Annotated in this window: 17 protein-coding genes; 4 read left to right on the top strand and 13 right to left on the bottom strand. The window is 72.0% G+C overall.

Going from position 1 to position 17,725, the window contains the following annotated elements; genetic code table 11:
• Positions 1–20 precede the first annotated feature (20 nt).
• Positions 21–248 carry a helix-turn-helix domain-containing protein gene (locus tag KBX37_RS13775; protein WP_007462679.1) on the bottom strand — a complete coding sequence of 76 codons (228 nt, stop codon included), beginning with the start codon at positions 246–248 and terminating at the stop codon, positions 21–23.
• A gap of 210 nt (positions 249–458) precedes the next feature.
• Between KBX37_RS13775 and KBX37_RS13770 the strand changes: the two genes are divergently transcribed.
• Entirely contained in the window at positions 459–1,061 is a 603-nt protein-coding gene (locus KBX37_RS13770) for a cadmium resistance transporter (RefSeq protein WP_307849062.1), read from the top strand.
• 149 nt (positions 1,062–1,210) lie between these two features.
• Here KBX37_RS13770 and KBX37_RS13765 read toward each other — a convergent pair whose 3' ends face one another.
• Positions 1,211–2,815 carry an ABC-F family ATP-binding cassette domain-containing protein gene (locus KBX37_RS13765; RefSeq protein ID WP_210776286.1) on the bottom strand — a complete coding sequence of 535 codons (1,605 nt, stop codon included), beginning with the start codon at positions 2,813–2,815 and terminating at the stop codon, positions 1,211–1,213.
• 244 nt (positions 2,816–3,059) lie between these two features.
• Here KBX37_RS13765 and KBX37_RS13760 point away from each other — a divergent pair, with 244 nt between their 5' ends.
• Positions 3,060–3,974: a neutral zinc metallopeptidase gene (locus KBX37_RS13760; protein WP_210776315.1), complete on the top strand. Its 915-nt coding sequence runs from the start codon at positions 3,060–3,062 to the stop codon at positions 3,972–3,974.
• A gap of 114 nt (positions 3,975–4,088) precedes the next feature.
• On the opposite strand, the gene KBX37_RS13755 is transcribed toward KBX37_RS13760, so the two are convergent.
• Together KBX37_RS13755 and KBX37_RS13750 are read right to left on the bottom strand one after the other, a co-directional pair.
• On the bottom strand, positions 4,089–4,772 hold the full coding sequence (locus KBX37_RS13755; RefSeq protein WP_210776285.1) for a TMEM175 family protein: 684 nt from the start codon (positions 4,770–4,772) through the stop codon (positions 4,089–4,091).
• A gap of 57 nt (positions 4,773–4,829) precedes the next feature.
• Positions 4,830–5,489 (bottom strand): acVLRF1 family peptidyl-tRNA hydrolase, encoded by a 660-nt coding sequence (locus tag KBX37_RS13750; protein ID WP_210776284.1) that lies wholly within the window; start codon positions 5,487–5,489, stop codon positions 4,830–4,832.
• Positions 5,490–5,617: 128 nt separating this feature from the next.
• Between KBX37_RS13750 and KBX37_RS13745 the strand changes: the two genes are divergently transcribed.
• Positions 5,618–8,884 carry a penicillin acylase family protein gene (locus KBX37_RS13745; RefSeq protein ID WP_210776283.1) on the top strand — a complete coding sequence of 1,089 codons (3,267 nt, stop codon included), beginning with the start codon at positions 5,618–5,620 and terminating at the stop codon, positions 8,882–8,884.
• A 10-nt stretch (positions 8,885–8,894) separates the two neighbouring features.
• Here KBX37_RS13745 and KBX37_RS13740 read toward each other — a convergent pair whose 3' ends face one another.
• From KBX37_RS13740 to KBX37_RS13700, 9 genes are all read right to left on the bottom strand, one after another.
• Positions 8,895–9,518 carry a LysE family transporter gene (locus KBX37_RS13740; protein ID WP_210776282.1) on the bottom strand — a complete coding sequence of 208 codons (624 nt, stop codon included), beginning with the start codon at positions 9,516–9,518 and terminating at the stop codon, positions 8,895–8,897.
• A gap of 230 nt (positions 9,519–9,748) precedes the next feature.
• Positions 9,749–10,183 carry a metal-sulfur cluster assembly factor gene (locus tag KBX37_RS13735; RefSeq protein ID WP_210776281.1) on the bottom strand — a complete coding sequence of 145 codons (435 nt, stop codon included), beginning with the start codon at positions 10,181–10,183 and terminating at the stop codon, positions 9,749–9,751.
• Positions 10,180–10,653 (bottom strand): Fe-S cluster assembly sulfur transfer protein SufU, encoded by a 474-nt coding sequence (gene sufU / locus KBX37_RS13730; protein ID WP_154943622.1) that lies wholly within the window; start codon positions 10,651–10,653, stop codon positions 10,180–10,182. Before sufU ends, KBX37_RS13735 begins: the two co-directional genes overlap by 4 nt.
• Complete coding sequence (locus tag KBX37_RS13725) at positions 10,653–11,957, bottom strand: cysteine desulfurase (protein ID WP_210776280.1); 1,305 nt, start codon at positions 11,955–11,957, stop codon at positions 10,653–10,655. The genes sufU and KBX37_RS13725 overlap by 1 nt, the downstream gene beginning before the upstream one ends.
• A 25-nt stretch (positions 11,958–11,982) precedes the next feature.
• Positions 11,983–12,756 (bottom strand): Fe-S cluster assembly ATPase SufC, encoded by a 774-nt coding sequence (sufC, locus tag KBX37_RS13720; RefSeq protein ID WP_088961258.1) that lies wholly within the window; start codon positions 12,754–12,756, stop codon positions 11,983–11,985.
• Entirely contained in the window at positions 12,756–13,082 is a 327-nt protein-coding gene (locus KBX37_RS13715; RefSeq protein WP_210776279.1) for a non-heme iron oxygenase ferredoxin subunit, read from the bottom strand. The genes sufC and KBX37_RS13715 overlap by 1 nt, the downstream gene beginning before the upstream one ends.
• The gene (sufD, locus tag KBX37_RS13710; RefSeq protein ID WP_210776278.1) at positions 13,082–14,224 is read right to left on the bottom strand and encodes a Fe-S cluster assembly protein SufD; all 1,143 of its coding nucleotides are present in this window, start codon (positions 14,222–14,224) and stop codon (positions 13,082–13,084) included. The genes KBX37_RS13715 and sufD overlap by 1 nt, the downstream gene beginning before the upstream one ends.
• 87 nt (positions 14,225–14,311) lie before the next feature.
• Entirely contained in the window at positions 14,312–15,742 is a 1,431-nt protein-coding gene (gene sufB, locus KBX37_RS13705) for a Fe-S cluster assembly protein SufB (protein ID WP_210776277.1), read from the bottom strand.
• The gene (locus KBX37_RS13700) at positions 15,739–16,479 is read right to left on the bottom strand and encodes a helix-turn-helix transcriptional regulator (protein WP_374103744.1); all 741 of its coding nucleotides are present in this window, start codon (positions 16,477–16,479) and stop codon (positions 15,739–15,741) included. Before KBX37_RS13700 ends, sufB begins: the two co-directional genes overlap by 4 nt.
• Positions 16,480–16,640: 161 nt before the next feature.
• Here KBX37_RS13700 and KBX37_RS13695 point away from each other — a divergent pair, with 161 nt between their 5' ends.
• A complete protein-coding gene (locus tag KBX37_RS13695; RefSeq protein ID WP_210776276.1) occupies positions 16,641–17,600 on the top strand; it encodes a heme A synthase in 960 nt (319 codons plus the stop codon).
• Positions 17,601–17,725 lie beyond the last annotated feature (125 nt).

Genomic DNA, 17,725 nt, shown 5'->3' with positions numbered 1-17,725 from the left:
GGACGACGCTGGTGGGCGGGTCACGCCTTCTTGCGGCGCCGGGCGCCGCCGCGCTGCCGCAGCTGGACGCCGGACTCGGTGAGCACCCGGTGGATGAACCCGTAGGAACGTCCGGTCGAGGCCGCGAGCGCGCGGATGCTCTCACCCGAGGTGTACCGCTTTACCAGGTCCTTGGCGAGCGTCTGACGCTCGGCTCCGACGATCCGGCGACCCTTCTCAGTGCTGGTGGCTGTGCCAGTGGCTGCCATGCTGATTCCTCACGTCCCAGACTGTGCGGTTCGGATACGGTCCCACCTATTAGACCGCCTCGAACGATCATGCGCCAGATATCAACTCTTCGCCAACCGACACGCTATGCGATGTCAGCTTCCCGATAGAGTGATCCTTCCGACCGGCCCCACAGGACGTGCGCGCCGGGGCCGTTCGGGGCCCGCCCCGCGGCCCGTACCCTGCCTGGCGTGACCGACCCGCTCGCCGCCGCGGCCGGTGCGGCCCTGGTGTTCGCCGCGACCAACGTGGACGACATCGTCGTGCTCACCGTGCTCTTCGTGGCCGCCCGCGCCACCGGCCGGCCCCGGCCCTGGCGGATCGTGGCGGGCCAGTACCTGGGCATCGGCGCACTGGTCGCGACCGCCCTGGTGGTCGCGGCGGGGCTGCTCGTGGTGCCCGACCCGTGGACCGGCCTGCTCGGCCTGCTGCCGATCGGCCTCGGAATCCGGGCCCTGCTGGCGCGCACCGACGACGAGGCGCCACCGGCCGTGGTCGGCGGCGCGCTCGGGGTGGCCGGCGTGACCATCGCCAACGGCGCGGACAACATCGCCGTCTACGTGCCGGTGTTCCGTTCCCTGGAGCCGGCGGCCGGGCTGGTCTGGCTGGTGGTCTTCGCCGCCCTGGTGGCGCTCTGGTGCGCGGTCGCCGCCCTGCTCGGCGGGCATCCCCGGGTGGTCCGGCTGGTCGGCCGGGCCGGCCACTGGCTGGTACCGGCGATCTTCGTCGGCGTCGGCCTGGTCATCCTGGTCACCTCCGGCGTGCTGACCCGCCTGGCCGACCTGGCCACCTGAGCCCGCCCGCCGGGCGCGGCCCCGTCCGGCCGCCGTGATCGACCCCGTCACGGCGAGGTGGCGGGGTCGGGACGCTACCGACACCGCCACGTCGCCGTCCTGGAGTCGATCATGCTGACGGGCGACGACAGCGGCGCCGGACGGGCCTGTCAGGCCAGTTCGACCAGTTCGAGCAGGTCGTCGCTCCAGGCGTCCTCGTCGCCGTCGGGCAGCAGGATCGCCCGATCGGGCTTGAGCGCGAGCACCGCGCCGGGGTCGTGGGTGACCAGCACGATCGCGCCCGGGTAGTTGGCGATGGCGTCGAGCACCTGCTCCCGGCTGACCGGGTCGAGGTTGTTGGTCGGCTCGTCCAGCAGCAGCACGTTGGCCCCGGAACAGACCAGGGTGGAGAGGGCGAGCCGGGTCTTCTCGCCGCCGGAGAGCACCCCGGCCGGCTTGTCCACGTCCTCCCCGGAGAAGAGGAACGCACCGAGGATCTTGCGCAGGTCGGTGTCGGACTGCTCGATGGCGGCGGCCCGCATGTTCTCCAGCACGGTCCGCTCGACGTCCAGGGTCTCGTGCTCCTGGGCGTAGTAGCCCAGCCGCAGGCCGTGCCCGGCGTGCACCTCGCCGGTGTCCGGCGTGAGCAGGCCGCCGAGCATCCGCAGCAGGGTGGTCTTGCCGGCGCCGTTGAGCCCGAGGATGGCGACCCGGGAACCACGGTCCACCGCGACGTTCACGTCGGTGAAGATCTCCAGCGAGCCGTACGACTTGGAGAGGCCGGTCGCGGTCAGCGGGGTCTTGCCGCACGGCGCCGGGGTGGGGAAGCGCACCTTCGCCACCTTGTCGGAGACGCGTACCTCCTCCAGGCCGGAGATCAGCTTCTCGGCGCGGCGGGCCATGTTCTGCGCGGCGACGGTCTTGGTGGCCTTCGCCCGCATCTTGTCGGCCTGGGCCATCAGGGCGCCGGCCTTCTTCTCGGCGTTGGCCCGTTCGCGCCGGCGGCGCCGCTCGTCGGTCTCCCGTGCCTCCAGGTACGCCTTCCACCCCAGGTTGTAGACGTCGACCACCGAGCGGGTGGCGTCGAGGAACCACACCTTGTTGACCACCGACTCCAGCAGCGCGCCGTCGTGGGAGATGACGATCAGGCCGCCCTTGTGGTTGGCGAGGAAGTTGCGCAACCAGGTGATCGAGTCGGCGTCGAGGTGGTTGGTCGGCTCGTCGAGCAGCAGGATGCCGCCGCCGTTCTCGCCGGCGTCACGGAACAGGATCCGGGCCAGCTCGATGCGGCGGCGCTGGCCGCCGGAGAGGGTGCCGATGGTCTGGGCGAGCGCCCGGTCGGGCAGCCCGAGGTTGGCGCAGATCCGGGCCGCCTCGGCCTCGGCGGCGTACCCGCCGAGGGCGGCGAACTGGTCCTCCAGCGCGCCGTAGCGGCGGACCAGCTTGTCGTCGGCGTCGTCGGCGAGCTTCTCCTCGACTTCCTTCATCTGGGCCATGAGCACGTCCAGCCCGCGGGCGGAGAGCACCCGGTCCCGCCCGGTGACCTCCAGGTCGCCGGTACGCGGGTCCTGCGGCAGATAGCCGATCGCGCTGCGCCGGTCGATCTGGCCGGCGTACGGCTGCCCCTCCCCCGCCAGCACCTTCAGCGTGGTGGTCTTGCCGGCGCCGTTGCGGCCCACGAGGCCGATCCGGTCACCGGGCTGCACCCGCAGGGTGGTGTCGGACAGCAGGATCCGGGCGCCGGCACGCAGCTCCAGGCCGGTGGCAGTGATCATTTTCCGGTACTCGCTCTCGGGGTCTGGAAGGGCTGACTCAGGGCACGCGAAACGGCCGGCGGGCCCGATGGACCGTCGGCGCGGGGCGGTTCAGCCTTCGCAGAGCAGCACGGGGCAAGTGTACCGGGCCGGCTTCGGCGCCCCGCCCGGATTACCGAGCAAGATCATCGGGTACCGAAACGCCGTCCGGACCCGGTCCGGTACCGCAACCACCAAACGTGATGAATCGGTGATCGGGGTCAACATGGAGCTGAACGAGAACGCGCAGATCGACACCAGTCAGGTGGACGATCGGCGAGGGTCCGGCGGGGGCGGCGGGATGGGCATCCCCATCCCGATCGGTGGCGGTCGCGGAGGGATCGTCGGCATCATCATCGCCGTCCTGGTCGCGCTGGTCGGCGGCGGCTTCGGGCTGAACGCCGCGACCAACGGCGGCGGCGGTGAGCAGGGCGACAACACCTCGCTGCAGCAGAGGTGCTCGGCCGACGACGCGCTCCAGCAGCTGGACTGCCGCAACACCGCGTACGTCAACTCGATCCAGGCCTACTGGCAGGCCGCGCTGCCGGAGAAGTTCGGCGAGCAGTACCGGCCGTCCAAGACGGTCTTCTTCAGCCAGGGCGTGAACACCGGCTGCGGCCAGGCCGACTCCGGCGTGGGCCCGTTCTACTGCCCGGCCGACGACCTGGTCTACATCGACCTGACCTTCTACCGGGTGCTGGCCGACCAGCTCGGCGCGGAGGGCGAGTTCGCCCAGCCGTACGTGCTGGCCCACGAGTACGGCCACCACGTGCAGGACCTGCTCGGCACCGAGGCGCAGATGCGCCGCCAGCAGCAGCGCGACCCGGACAACGCCAACGCGCTGTCGGTGAAGCTGGAGCTCCAGGCCGACTGCTACGCGGGCGCCTGGGCGAAGAACGCCACCGGCACCGCCGACGCGAAGGGCCAGAAGATCTTCGAGAGCGTCAGCGAGCAGGACATCGCGCAGGCGATCGACACCGCCGAGAAGATCGGCGACGACGCCATCTCGGAGCGGGCGAACCGCCCGGTGAACCCCGAGGAGTTCACCCACGGCTCCTCCGCGCAGCGCAAGGAGTGGTTCAGCCGCGGCTACGACAGCGGCGACCCGAAGTCCTGCGACACCTTCGGCGGCAGCCTCTGAAAGCCCCGGTCCGAGGCACCCGGCGGCGGCCGGTGGGTTCCCCACCCACCGGCCGCCGTGGGGTTTCCGGGTCACCGGTTCCGGCCGCGTCCGGCCAGGACGGCTGTCGTCGAGTCAGGTTCGCCGTCGACCCGGCAGCCGGCGACTGCGCCGCCGGAGGCCCTGGCTCGTGACGGCATGGTAGATGATCATGACGATGATCCCGATCAGGCCCACGACGGGGTTGACGAACCAGCCGACTGCGGCGCTGCTGCCGTAAAGGATCATGCCGGTGATGGGGCGGGCCCGTTGGGCGTGGAGGTGCTCGGGGGAAATCTCGGGTGCCAGCAGCGCGGGGTGGCGTTCCAGGTAGGCGAAGAAGGCCAGCCAGGGCACCGACATCAGCGCGGCGGACAGTGCGTACAGGACCACGGCCACCCGCTGGTCGGCGGTGCCCGCATGGGCGAATGCCGACGCGAGCACCGCGGTGGGAAACGGGATGATCACGGCGCCGAGCAGAAGGGCGAGGTTGATCCAGTTGAGTGCGAGGTTCGTCCGGCCGACCAGTAGCAGCAGCGCGTGGTGGTTCAGCCAGAGCACGCCGATGTAGACGAACGAGATGACGAAGGCGAGGTAGGCGGCCTTCTCGTGCAGGAGCGCGTCGAGCAGCCCACCGGATTCGTACGCCGGTGGGCGAAGTTCCAGCACCAGCAGGGTGATGACGATCGCGAACACCCCGTCGCTGAACGCCGTCATCCGGTCGGTCCCGGTCGTCGTCGTGCCCTGCGCCGGCGGCACGGCCCCCTCGCGTGCGGCCATTTCCGCAGGCTAGCGGCCGGCACGCAACGAATAGGCCACGCCACACCGGGCAGCGGTTCAGGCGGCGTCGGGTGCGGCGTCGCGGACCAGGATCCGCACCGCGCGGGCCGCGGCGATCGCGGCGACCAGCACCGCGTGCCGGGGCTCGGGGACGTCGAGCAGCCGCTCGGCCCGCAGCGCGGCGAGCGGGGCCAGCCGCCGGTCGGCGAGCACGATGTCGACGGCCCGCCGGTCACCGCCGCAGACCAGCGCGCGCAGCGTCGCCGCCTCCGGCAGCAGCAGCCGTACGGCCAGCTCGGCCGCGTCGCCGAGGGCCGCCTTCGCCTGGTTGTCCCGCCGCCGGGCGAAGCGCTGCTGCGACCACCCGCCCGCGGCGGTGCGGCCCTGCACGTAGCGGGTGTCCACCTTGGAGACCACCAGCTCCTCTCCCACCGCGACGCCGACCGCCACCGCGCCCTTGCGGGCCAGCAGCAGGCCGATCCGGCGCGGCTCGGCCGCGGCGGCCACGAATCCGGGTACGTCCCGGGTGGGCGGCGCCCCGGGCGGGGTGTGCAGCTCGGCGGTCGCGCCGTCCGGGGCGGCGAGCAGCAGGCCGTACCCGCCGACGGTGGTGGTGGGCGGGCCGTGCCGGCCGGCGAAGCCCTCGACCCAGCGGGCGACGCGGGTCGGGTCGACCTCGACCCACCGGCCACCTCCGGCTGCGGGTCGACTGGTCATGGCCGAACGGTACCGAACTGCCGGACCACGGGCGGCGCCCGACTCCGGGGCTTTCATGGGCATCGATGAGCGCTTACCATCCGGTAACCGAATGTTTCTCGGATCCATCCTCCGTCTGCGAGGTCCCCATGCAGCCACGCGGTCCCGTCCCACCGCACCCCGCCCGTCGCGCCGTCGCCCGCCGGCTGACCGCCGCCGCCGCGGCGTCGGTCACCGTGGCGGCCCTGCTCACCGTCTCCCCCACCGCCCCCGCCGCCGCCGCGCCCGCCGCCACCACCGCCACCACCAGCGGTTTCGCCGCGGCCGACCACTGTCTCGGCGAGTGCTCCGACATCCTGCCGCCGGGGCAGAACGGCAACGCCACCCTCGTCGAGGTGCTCGCCAACCAGGCCCTCGGCACCCTGCCCCGGCACGCCGGTGACCAGCTCGGCCGGTACGCCGACCTGGTCTACGGCTACGCGGGGCTGCGCGAGGACCAGCTCGGCGCGTTCTTCAACGACGCCGGCTTCGGGGTGCCGGCCGATCAGGTCGAGCGCCGCTACTCGCCGCGCGCCGACGTGACCATCGTGCGCGACCGGGCGACCGGCGTCCCGCACGTCACCGGCAGCACCCGCGGCGGCACCATGTTCGGGGCCGGCTACGCCGGCGCCGAGGACCGGCTGTTCACCATCGACCTGCTGCGCCACGTCGGGCGGGGCACCCTCACCCCGTTCGCCGGGGGCGCGCCCGGCAACCGGGCGCTGGAGCAGAGCGTCTGGCGCAACTCGCCGTACACCGAGGCGGACCTGGCGGCGCAGGTGGAGGCGCTGCGGCGCAAGGGCCCCCGGGGCGAGCAGCTCCACGCCGACGTGCAGGAGTACATCGCCGGTGTCAACGCCTACATCGGGCACTGCATGGCGCACCGCAACTGCCCCGGCGAGTACGTGCTCACCGGGCACCTGGACGCGGTCACCAACGCCGGTGGGCCCGAGCCGTTCCGGATGACCGACCTGATCGCCATCGCCGGCGTGGTGGGCGGGCTGTTCGGCGGCGGGGGCGGCAACGAGATGCAGTCGGCGCTGGTCCGGCTGGCCGCGCGGGCCCGCTACGGCGTGGTCGAGGGTGACCGGGTCTGGACCGCCTTCCGCAGCCAGGAGAACCCGGAGGCGGTGCTGACCCTGCACGACGGGCAGAGCTTCCCGTACGGTGGCGCCCCCGCGAACGCGGCCAGCGTGGTGCTGCCGGACGGCGGCTCGGCCCGGGTGGAACCCGTCGTCAGCGACGCCACCGGCGCGGCCACCGGTGCCGCCGCCGGCGGGCCGTCCGAGCTGGCCGCCGCACTGTCCGGGCTGACCATCGGCCGGGCCAGCCGAGGTATGTCGAACGCGGCGGTGATCTCGGCCGCGCACTCCGCCACCGGCCACCCGATCGCCGTGTTCGGCCCGCAGACCGGCTACTTCTCACCCCAGCTGCTGATGGTGCAGGAGTTGCAGGGGCCGGGGATCAGCGCGCGCGGCGCCGCCTTCGCCGGGCTCAACCTCTACGTGCTGCTGGGCCGGGGCCAGGACTACGCCTGGAGCGCCACCTCGTCGGCCCACGACATCACCGACACCTACGCCCTGCCGCTGTGCACGGTGGACGGCAGCGCACCCACCCTGGCCAGCAACCACTACCGCCACCGGGGCCGGTGCCAGCCGATGGAGGAGATCTCGCACGTCAACGCCTGGCGGCCCACCCTCGCCGACGGCACCGCCGCCGGGTCGTACCGGCTGGTCGCCCGGCGCACCGCGCTCGGCCTGGTCGCCTGGCGGGGCACCGTGGACGGCCAGCCGCACGCCTTCACCCACCTGCGCTCCACCTACCGGCACGAGGCGGACTCGGCGATCGGCTTCCAGATGTTCAACGACCCGGCCGCGATGGGCGACGCCGCGGCGTTCCGCGAGTCCGCCGGCACCATCGGGTACGCGTTCAACTGGTTCTACGTGAACTCCACCCAGTCGGCGTACGCCAACTCGGGGCTCAACCCGGTGCGCGCGGCCGGATCGGATCCGAACCTGCCGATGAAGGCCGACCCGGCGTACGAGTGGCGCGACTTCGACCCGGTCGCCAACACCGCCGCGTACCAACCCCTGGCCGAGCATCCGTACTCGGTGGACCAGGACTACTACGTGAGCTGGAACAACAAGCAGGCCAAGGACTTCGGCGCCGCCGACGGCAACTTCAGCTTCGGTCCGGTGCACCGGGCGAACCTGCTGGACCGGCCGATCCGGGCGGCGCTGGCGGACGGGCGCACCTTCGACCGGGCCACGCTGACCTCGCTGGTCGAGCGGGCCGGCCTGACCGACCTGCGCGGCGTCGAGGTGCTCGACGAGCTGATCCGGGTGCTGGAGAGCCAGCCGGTCACCGACGCCGACCTGGCCGGCGTGGTGGGCAAGCTCCGGGCCTGGCGCGCCGACGGCGCACTGCGGGTCGAGACGGCCCCCGGCACCAAGGTGTACCGGCACGCGGACGCGATCCGGATCTTCGACGCCTGGTGGCCGCTGCTGGTCAACGGCCAGTTCAAGGCACCCCTCGGCCCGGAGCTGTACCAGGCGCTGGTCAACGCCATGCAGATCAACGAGTCGCCGTCCGGGCAGCAGCGCGGCGACGAGTCCACCCTGCCCACCGCGGCCAACGAGGCGCAGGGGCACAAGGGCTCGTCGTTCCAGTACGGCTGGTGGGGCTACGTCGACGCCGACCTGCGCGCGGTGCTCGGCGAGCCGGTGCCCGGCGGGTCGGACCGCCGGTACTGCGGCGGCGGCGACCTCGCCGCCTGCCGGCAGATCCTGCTGGACACGCTGCGCAGCGCCGCCGCCCGGCCGGCGACCGAGGTCTATCCCGGCGACGCGAGCTGCGCGGCCGGCGACCAGTGGTGCGCCGACGCCATCGTGCAGTCCCCGCTCGGCGGGCTGAGGCAGCCCGTGATCGCCTGGCAGAACCGGCCGACCTACCAGCAGGTGGTGTCGTTCCCGGCCCGCCGCGGTGACGACCTGACCAACCTGGCCGCCGGCCGCCCGGTCACCGCCTCCAGCAGCCAGCTCTTCCTCCCGGCCAGCCGGGCGGTGGACGGCGACCCGGGCACCCGGTGGTCGAGCGGCTGGTCGGACAACCAGTCGATCACCGTGGACCTCGGTACGGTCCGGCCGGTGGCCCGCGCGGTGCTGCGCTGGGAGGCGGCGCATGCCCGGTCGTACCGGATCGACGTCTCCACCGACGGCGCCGGCTGGCGGACGGTCTGGTCCACCACCGCCGGGGACGGCGGCACCGACAACAACCGGTTCGCCGCGACAAGTGCCCGCTACGTGCGGATGGTCGGGCTGACCCGGGCCACCCCCTACGGCTTCTCGCTCTGGGAACTGGAGGTGTACCCGCACTGAGCCGGCCGGCTCACCAGACCATCCGCAACGCCAGCAGCACGATCAGCGCGCTGGCCAGCAGCGCGGTGACCAGCCGGCCACGGTCGGAGGTGAGCAGCCGGCCGAGCAGCGAGCCGCCGCCGGCGACCAGCAGTTGCCAGCTCGCCGACGCGGCGAACGCCGCGGCCACGAAGACCACCTGGCCGGCGGGCGTCCACCCACCGGACGCCTGCCGGCCGATCACCAGGGCCACGAAGTAGACGACGGTCATCGGGTTGAGCAGGGTGAGCGCCAGCAGCCCGGCGAAGGCCCGGCCGGGCGTGGCCAGACCCCGCTCGGCCCGCGCCGGGCCGGGCGGGCGACGGTGCCGGAGCAGCGCGCCCACGGCGAGCTGCCCCGCGAGGAAGAGCAGGATCACGACGGCCGCCCAGCGCAACGGGGTCGCCACCGGGCGCACCAGACCGGCGAGGGCCGCGCCGCCGAGCACGGCCAGCGCGGCGTAGAGGCCGTCCGCGGCGGCCACCCCGAGGGCGGCGGCGGCGCCGACCCGCAACGAGGTACGGGCGGTGAGCCCGATGACCACGATGGCGATCGCCCCGACCGGCACCGCCACCCCGTAGCCGGCGAGCAGGCCGGCGAGCAGCGCGTCACCCATGGCGGCGGGTACCGGGTCGCAGCCGCCGCGGCAGCGACCGCTGTCGACCGGCGGCGGTGGCCGCGGCGACAGGGACGGTGCGGGACGACTTCGACTCGATCACGCAGCGATTGTCACCGGACGCCGTCCGGGCGCGCCACCGGTTATCCGTGGGTGCGTGCGGGCCGCACCTACGACAAAGGCCCCGACCTGGGGTCGGGGCCTTTCGTCCGGCCAGCCGGCGCAGTGGGTCAGACGTTGAAGCCGAGCGAGCGGAGCTGGTCGCGCCCCTCGTCGGTGATCTTGTCGGGGCCCCACGGCGGCAGCCAGACCCAGTTGATCCGGATGTCGTTGACCAGTCCCCCGCCGGGGCCGGTGGTCAGCGCCTGCCGGGCCTGGTCCTCGATCACGTCGGTGAGCGGGCAGGCCGCCGAGGTGAGCGTCATGTCCAGCGTCGCGACGTTCTCGTCGTCGACGTGCACGCCGTACACCAGGCCGAGGTCGACCACGTTGATGCCGAGCTCCGGGTCGACGACGTCCTTCATCGCCTCCTCGATGTCGGCGACGACGGCCTTGCCGCCCGCCGGCGTCGGAGCGCCGTCGGTCGCCACGGCGCCGGTCGCCGGCGTCGTGGCGGCGTCACCGGCCTCCGGCGTCGCCGCGGTGGCGGTGTCCTCGCTGTTCATGCCTTCACCTCCGTCGGGCTCACGCCCACGCCGGCGCGTGCCGCGGCGTCCTTGAACGCCATCCACGGCAGCAGCGCGCACTTGACCCGGGCGGGGTAGCGGGCGACGCCCGCGAAAGCCACCCCGTCACCGAGTACGTCCTCGTCCGGCGTGACCTGGCCACGCCCGGACATCAACTCGACGAACGCCTCGTGCACGGCGAACGCCTCACCCGCACCCCGACCGCGCAGCAGCTCGTGCAGCACGCTCGCCGACGCCTGGCTGATCGAGCAGCCCATCCCGTCGTACGAGATGTCGTCGAGCGTGTCGCCGTCGGTGGCCACCCGGACGGTGATCTCGTCACCGCAGGTCGGGTTGACGTGGTGGGCCTCGGCGACCCGGGCGTCCGGGTCGGCGTCGCGCAGGCCACGCCCGTGCGGGTGCTTGTAGTGGTCCAGGATGATCTCCTGGTAGAGCTGGTCGAGCTGCATCAGTCGAACACCTTCCGCGCCTGCTCGAGCCCCGCCACCAGGGCGTCGATCTCCTCCGTGGTGGTGTACAGGTAGAACGACGCCCGCGTCATGGCCGGCACGCGGAACCGCGTGCACACCGGCTTCGCGCAGTGGTGCCCCACCCGCACCTGCACGCCGAGCGAGTCGAGGACCTGCCCCACGTCGTGCGGGTGAATGTCACCGAGCGCGAACGAGATCGTCCCACCCCGGCCGACCGGCACCGTCGGCCCGAAGATCCGCAACCCCGGCACGGTGGCGAGGGCGTCCAGCGCGTACGCCGTCAGCTCCTTCTCGTGCCACTGGATGGCGCGCATCCCGATGCCGGTGAGGTAGTCCACCGCCGCGCCGAGCGCGACCGCCTCGGCGATCGGCGGGGTGCCGGCCTCGAACCGGGCCGGCGGCGCGGCGAACGTCGAGCCCGCCATCGACACCGTCTCGATCATCGACCCGCCGCCGAGCACCGGGGGCATCGCGGCGAGCAGCTCGCCCCGGCCCCAGAGCACGCCGATGCCGGTCGGGCCGCACATCTTGTGGCCGGTGAAGACGATGAAGTCGGCGTCGTAGTCGACCACGTCCATCGGCATGTGCGGCACCGACTGCGAGCAGTCGAGCAGCAGCAGCGCACCCACCTCACGGACCCGCTGGGTGATCCGGGAGGTGGCGTTGACCGTGCCGAGGATGTTGGACATGTGCACCAGCGAGACGATCTTCGTCCGCTCGGTGACCAGCTCCTCCAGCCCCGACTCGTCCAGCCGCCCGTTGTCGGTGACCGGGAACCAGCGCAGGGTCGCACCGGTGCGCTCGCAGAGCAGCTGCCACGGGACGATGTTCGAGTGGTGCTCCATCTCGGAGATCACCACCTCGTCGCCCGGGCCGAGCCGGAACCGGGGGTCGGCGTCGGGCCGCAGCGACGCGTTGGAGAACGCGTACGCCACGATGTTGATCGCCTCGGTGGAGTTCTTGGTGAACACCACCTCGTCCACGCTCGGCGCGTTGATGAACGCGGCGATCTTCGCCCGCGCACCCTCGTACGCCTCGGTCGCCTCGGTGCCCAGGGTGTGCACCGAGCGCGACACGTTGGCGTTGTGCATCGCGTAGTGCTCGGCGAGCACGTCGAGCACCTGACGCGGCTTGTGCGAGGTGTTGGCGCTGTCGAGATAGACCAGCCGGTGCCCGTTGATCTCCCGGTCCAGGATCGGGAAGTCGGCGCGCACTCCTGCCACGTCGAAGCGTGGCACGTCGTCGTACTGCGGCATCCCGGACGGGATCGCGATGGTGGTCATCTCAGCCGGCCCCTGTCGTGTCGTGTCAGGCCCGCGCCGAACCGGCCCCGGCGGCGTACCGCTCGTAGCCCTCGGCCTCGAGCTTGTCGGCCAGCTCCGGCCCGCCCTGCTCGACGATCCGGCCGGCGACGAAGACGTGCACGAAGTCCGGCTTGATGTAGCGCAGGATGCGGGTGTAGTGGGTGATCAGCAGCACGCCGGTGTCGCCGGTGTCGCGGACCCGGTTCACGCCCTCGCTGACCACGCGCAGCGCGTCCACGTCGAGGCCGGAGTCGGTCTCGTCGAGGATGGCGATCTTCGGCTTGAGCAGCTCCAGCTGCACGATCTCGTGCCGCTTCTTCTCACCGCCGGAGAAGCCCTCGTTGACGTTGCGCTGGGCGAACGCCGGGTCCATCTGCAGGCGCTCCATGGCACCGCGCAGCTCGCCGCCCCAGGTGCGCAGCTTCGGTGCCTCGCCGTCGATGGCGGTCTTGGCGGTACGCAGGAAGTTGGCCACCGAGACGCCGGGGACCTCGACCGGGTACTGCATGGCCAGGAAGAGGCCGGCGCGGGCCCGCTCGTCGACGGACATGGCCAGCACGTCCTCGCCGTCGAGGGTCACCGAGCCGCTGGTGATCTCGTACTTGGGGTGGCCGGCGATCGAGTACGCCAGGGTGGACTTGCCGGAACCGTTCGGCCCCATGATCGCGTGCGTCTCACCCGAGCGGACGGTCAGGTCGACACCGGCCAGGATCGGCTTGAGCTCACCCTCGGGCAGCTTGACCGACACCTTCAGGTCGCGGATCTCCAGGGTGCTCATTATCGGGTCACTCCATTGCTCGGCGTCAGGCTGACGTAGATGTCGCCGTCGCGGACTTCGACGGGATAGACGGGGACGGGTTCGGTGGCGGGCAGCCCGGTGGGCTCGCCCGTCCGAAGGTCGAAACGGGATCCGTGCAGCCAGCATTCCAGCGTGCACCCGTCGACCTCACCCTCGGAGAGGGCGACCGCGGCGTGCGAGCACTCGTCGTACACGGCGTAGAAAGTGTCGTCCTCGCCGTGCACGATCGCGATCGCGGTGCCGTCGACGTCCGCGCTGATCGCGGTGCCCTTCGGCACGTCCTCGGTCGAGCAGATCTTGATCATCAGGCGCCCGCCTTGGCCAGCCGGGCCTCGATCGCGTCGCCGAGCCGCTCGCGCAGCTCCTCGACCGGGATCTTGTTGATCAGCTCGGCGAAGAAACCACGCACCACCAGGCGACGGGCCTCGCCCTCCGGGATGCCCCGGGCCATCAGGTAGAACAGCTGCTCGTCGTCGAAGCGGCCGGTCGCGCTCGCGTGGCCGGCGCCGGCGATCTCGCCGGTCTCGATCTCCAGGTTGGGTACGGAGTCGGCCCGCGCGCCGTCGGAGAGCAGCAGGTTCCGGTTGATCTCGTACGTGTCGGTGCCGGTCGCCTCGGCGCGGATCAGCACGTCACCCACCCAGACGGTGTGCGCGTCGTCGCCCTGCAGGGCGCCCCGGTAGCCGACGTAGCTGCGGCAGTCCGGCACGTTGTGGTCGACCAGCTGGCGGTGCTCCAGGTGCTGGCCGCCGTCGGCGAAGTAGACGCCGTACAGCTCGGCCTCGCCGCCCCGGCCGGTGTACTCCACCGAGGTGTACTGCCGGACCAGGTCGCCGCCGAGGCTGACCTGGATGTGCGTCACCTTGGCGTCGCGCCCCAGCTTGACCTTGAGGTGCTGGGCCTGCACCGCGTCGGCGGCCCAGTCGGCGACGGTGACCAGGATCAGCTTCGCGCCCTCGGCCACCGACACCTCGACGTTGTCGGCCAGGGTGGCCGAGCCGACGTGCTCCAGCACCAGGGTGACCTCGGCGAACCGGCCCACGTCGACGAAGGTGTGCCCGAAGGCCAGCCCCTCGGCGCCGTCGCCGACCACCCGCAGGGACACCGGCGCCCCGACCACGGCGTCCCGGGCGACCTCCACCAGCAGCGCGTCCCCCGCGCTGCCGTACGCCAGGGCGCTGACCCGGTCGACCGGGGTGAGCACGCTGCCCACCCGCGGGTCGTCCGCGCCGATCCGCCCGACGGTGACGCCCTCGGGCAGGTCGCCGTACTCGTGCCGGACCGTGGCGGTGGTGGCCTGCGGCTCACCGACCAGCCCGCGCAGCCGCTTGAGCGGGGTGAAGCGCCACTCCTCCTCCAGGCCGGTGAGGGCCGGGAAGTCGGCGACGTCGTACGAGCGGAGCGCCTGCGTCTTGGTGCTGGGCGGCGCGGAAGCCTGGGTAGTCATCTCTTCCTTGGTCTGTTCTACGACGACAATGTCTGGTGCCGGGTCGGGCGGACCGGGGATGCCGGCCCGCCCGTGCGGCGGGCGGCGTCAGCCGACCGCGCCCTCCATCTGGAGCTCGATCAGGCGGTTGAGCTCCAGGGCGTACTCCATCGGGAGCTCCTTGGCGATCGGCTCGATGAAGCCGCGCACGATCATGGCCATCGCCTCGTCCTCGCTCAGACCGCGGCTCATCAGGTAGAAGAGCTGGTCGTCGCTGATCTTCGAGACGGTCGCCTCGTGCCCCATCGACACGTCGTCCTCGCGGATGTCGACGTACGGGTAGGTGTCCGAGCGGGAGATGGTGTCGACCAGCAGCGCGTCGCACTTGACCGTGCTCCGGCTGTGGTGCGAACCCTCCAGCACCTGCACCAGACCCCGGTACGAGGTCCGGCCACCGCCCCGGGCGATCGACTTCGACACGATGGTCGAGGAGGTGTGCGGCGCGGCGTGCACCATCTTGGCGCCCGCGTCCTGGTGCTGGCCCTCGCCGGCCATGGCCACCGAGAGCACCTCGCCCTTGGCGTGCTCGCCGGTCATGTAGACCGCCGGGTACTTCATGGTGACCTTGGACCCGATGTTGCCGTCGACCCACTCCATGGTCGCGCCCTCGTGGCAGACGGCGCGCTTGGTGACCAGGTTGTAGACGTTGTTCGACCAGTTCTGGATGGTCGTGTAGCGGCACCGGGCGTTCTTCTTGACGATGATCTCCACCACCGCGCTGTGCAGCGAGTCGGAGGAGTACAGCGGCGCGGTGCAGCCCTCGACGTAGTGCACGTACGCACCCTCGTCGACGATGATCAGCGTCCGCTCGAACTGGCCCATGTTCTCCGTGTTGATCCGGAAGTAGGCCTGCAGCGGGATCTCCACCTGCACGCCCTTCGGCACGTAGATGAACGAGCCACCGGACCACACGGAGGTGTTCAGCGCGGCGAACTTGTTGTCGCCGACCGGGATCACCGTGCCGAAGTACTCCTTGAAGATGTCCTCGTGCTCGCGCAGCGCGGTGTCGGTGTCCAGGAAGATGACACCCTGCTCCTCAAGGTCCTCACGGATCTTGTGGTAGACCACCTCGGACTCGTACTGCGCCGCGACACCGGCGACCAGGCGCTGCTTCTCCGCCTCCGGGATGCCCAGCCGGTCGTAGGTGTTCTTGATGTCCTCGGGCAGGTCCTCCCAGCTGGTGGCCTGCTTCTCGGTGGACCGGACGAAGTACTTGATGTTGTCGAAGTCGATCCCGGTGAGGTCCGCGCCCCAGGCCGGCATCGGCTTGCGACCGAACAGTCGCAGGCCCTTCAGGCGCAGGTCGAGCATCCAGGCCGGCTCGTTCTTCTTCGCCGAGATGTCCCGTACCACCGCCTCGTTGAGGCCGCGCTGGGCGACCGCCCCGGCGACGTCGGGGTCGGACCAGCCGTACTCGTAACGACCCAGGGCGGCGAGCTGCTCTTCCTGGGTCAGGGGCTGGACGATCTGCTCGGTCATTTATCTGTCCTCACAGTGGTGACGGTGTTACCGGACTGGGCACGCGGCTGGGCCGGGATGTGCGTGGTGCACACCCCGTCGCCGTGCGCGATGGTGGCCAGGCGCTGTACGTGGGTGCCGACCAGACGGGAGATCACCGCGGTCTCGGCCTCGCACAGCTGGGGGAACTCGGCGGCCACGTGCGCCACCGGGCAGTGGTGCTGGCAGAGCTGGCCGCCGGAGGCGATCGTGGAGGCGTTGGCAGCGTAACCCTCGGCGGTGAGGGCGCTCGCGAGCGCCTCCGCCCGCGCGAGCGGGTCGTCCCCCGCGTCCTCCATGGCGGCCCGACAACGGGCTTCCAACGCGGCGACCTGGTCGGCGGCGAACGCCTCGACCGCCGACGAACCGCCGTTGCGGGCGATCCAGCGCAGCGCGGCGGTCGCCATGTTGTCGTAGTGGTGGGTGCCGCAGCGGACCCGGGCGGCCTCGGTCAGCAGGAAGACCTTCGCCGGGCGACCGCGCCCGCGGCTGCCGCGCACGGCCTGCTCGCGGGCGACCACGTCACCGTCGGCGAGCATCGCGTCGAGGTGCCGGCGGATCGCGGCCGGGCTGAGCCCCAGCGCCGAGCCGAGCTGGGCGGCGGTGGTCGCCCCCTGCTCCAGCAGCAGCTGGGTGACCCGGTCCCGGGTGGAGAGGTCGGTGGACGCGGCCTGCGACAACTCCAGCTCGGCGCGTCCGACGCCGCGCCGCGACCTCAAGCCGCCGCCGACGACCGTCCCGGTCGCCGGCTGCTGCTCGGAGAGCGCCGCCGCGTTTTTCACAACGCCAACGTTACGTAATTCGCCGGAGGCCCGCAAACCCGCCCCCCGGTGATCCCTGACACCGGGTCGGCGGAGTCACCCGATCGTGCTCCACTACGGTGCGTAGGATTCGCTCCGTGAAGCGATCCGTCCGGTTCCCGGTCTCCACCGCTCTGCTGCGCCGCCTCGCGTACGCCTCGATCGTGGCGAACGTGGCCATCGTCGTGACCGGTGGCGCCGTCCGGCTCACCGCCTCCGGGCTCGGCTGCCCGACCTGGCCGCGGTGCACGGACGAGTCGTACCACACCACCGCCGAGATGGGCGTGCACGGGGTGATCGAGTTCGGCAACCGGCTGCTCACCTTCGCCGTCGGCCTCATCGCGCTGGCCACCCTGCTGGCGGTGCTGGCGCACCGGCCGCGCCGCAAGGGGCTGCTGGGGCTGGCGGTGGCGGTGTTCCTGGGCATCCCGGCACAGGCGGTGATCGGCGGGATCACCGTGCTGACCAACCTCAACCCGTGGGTGGTCGGGCTGCACTTCCTCGCCTCGATGGCGGTCATCGCGGCCGCGTACGCGCTCTGGCGGCGGGTCAAGGACCCGGACGGCCCGGCGGTCGCCGTGGTGCCCGGCCCGCTGCGCACCCTGGCGGCGCTCACCACGGTGGTCGGCGTCGCGGTGCTGGTCGTGGGCACCTGGGTGACCGGCAGCGGCCCGCACGCCGGCGACGGCGGCGCGGCGCGCAACGGCCTCGACCCGGAACAGATCTCGCAGGTGCACGCCGACGCGGTGTTCCTGCTGCTCGGGCTCTCGGTGGCGCTCGTCTTCGCGTTCCGGGCGGCCGGCGCGACCGGCCCGGCCCGGGCCGCCGTGGTGCTGGTCGCCGTGGAGCTGGGTCAGGGCGTGATCGGCTTCGTGCAGTACTTCACCGACCTGCCGGCGCTGCTGGTCGGCGCGCACATGCTCGGCTCCTGCCTGGTGCTGCTGGCCACCCTGTCGGTGCTCTGGTCGACCCGCGAACGCCGCCCGGCCCCCGTCCCGGCCACCGCCTCCCCCGAGCAACGGATCCCCGCCACCGCCTGACCGGCGCCACCCCTCTGGGGACGCTCATACAGAGAAAGAGTGGCTATTCCGGCTCGGATAGCCACTCTTTCTCTGTATGTGCGGGGCTGAGGGGGTTGGGGGTGGGGTGGGGTGGGGGGTGAGTG

This window comes from Micromonospora sp. U56 (assembly GCF_018070095.1).
Taxonomy (GTDB): Bacteria; Actinomycetota; Actinomycetes; order Mycobacteriales; family Micromonosporaceae; genus Micromonospora; species Micromonospora purpureochromogenes.
The sequence above is the reverse complement of the archived record's forward strand: the minus strand, read 5'-3'. Positions and strand labels throughout refer to the sequence as shown.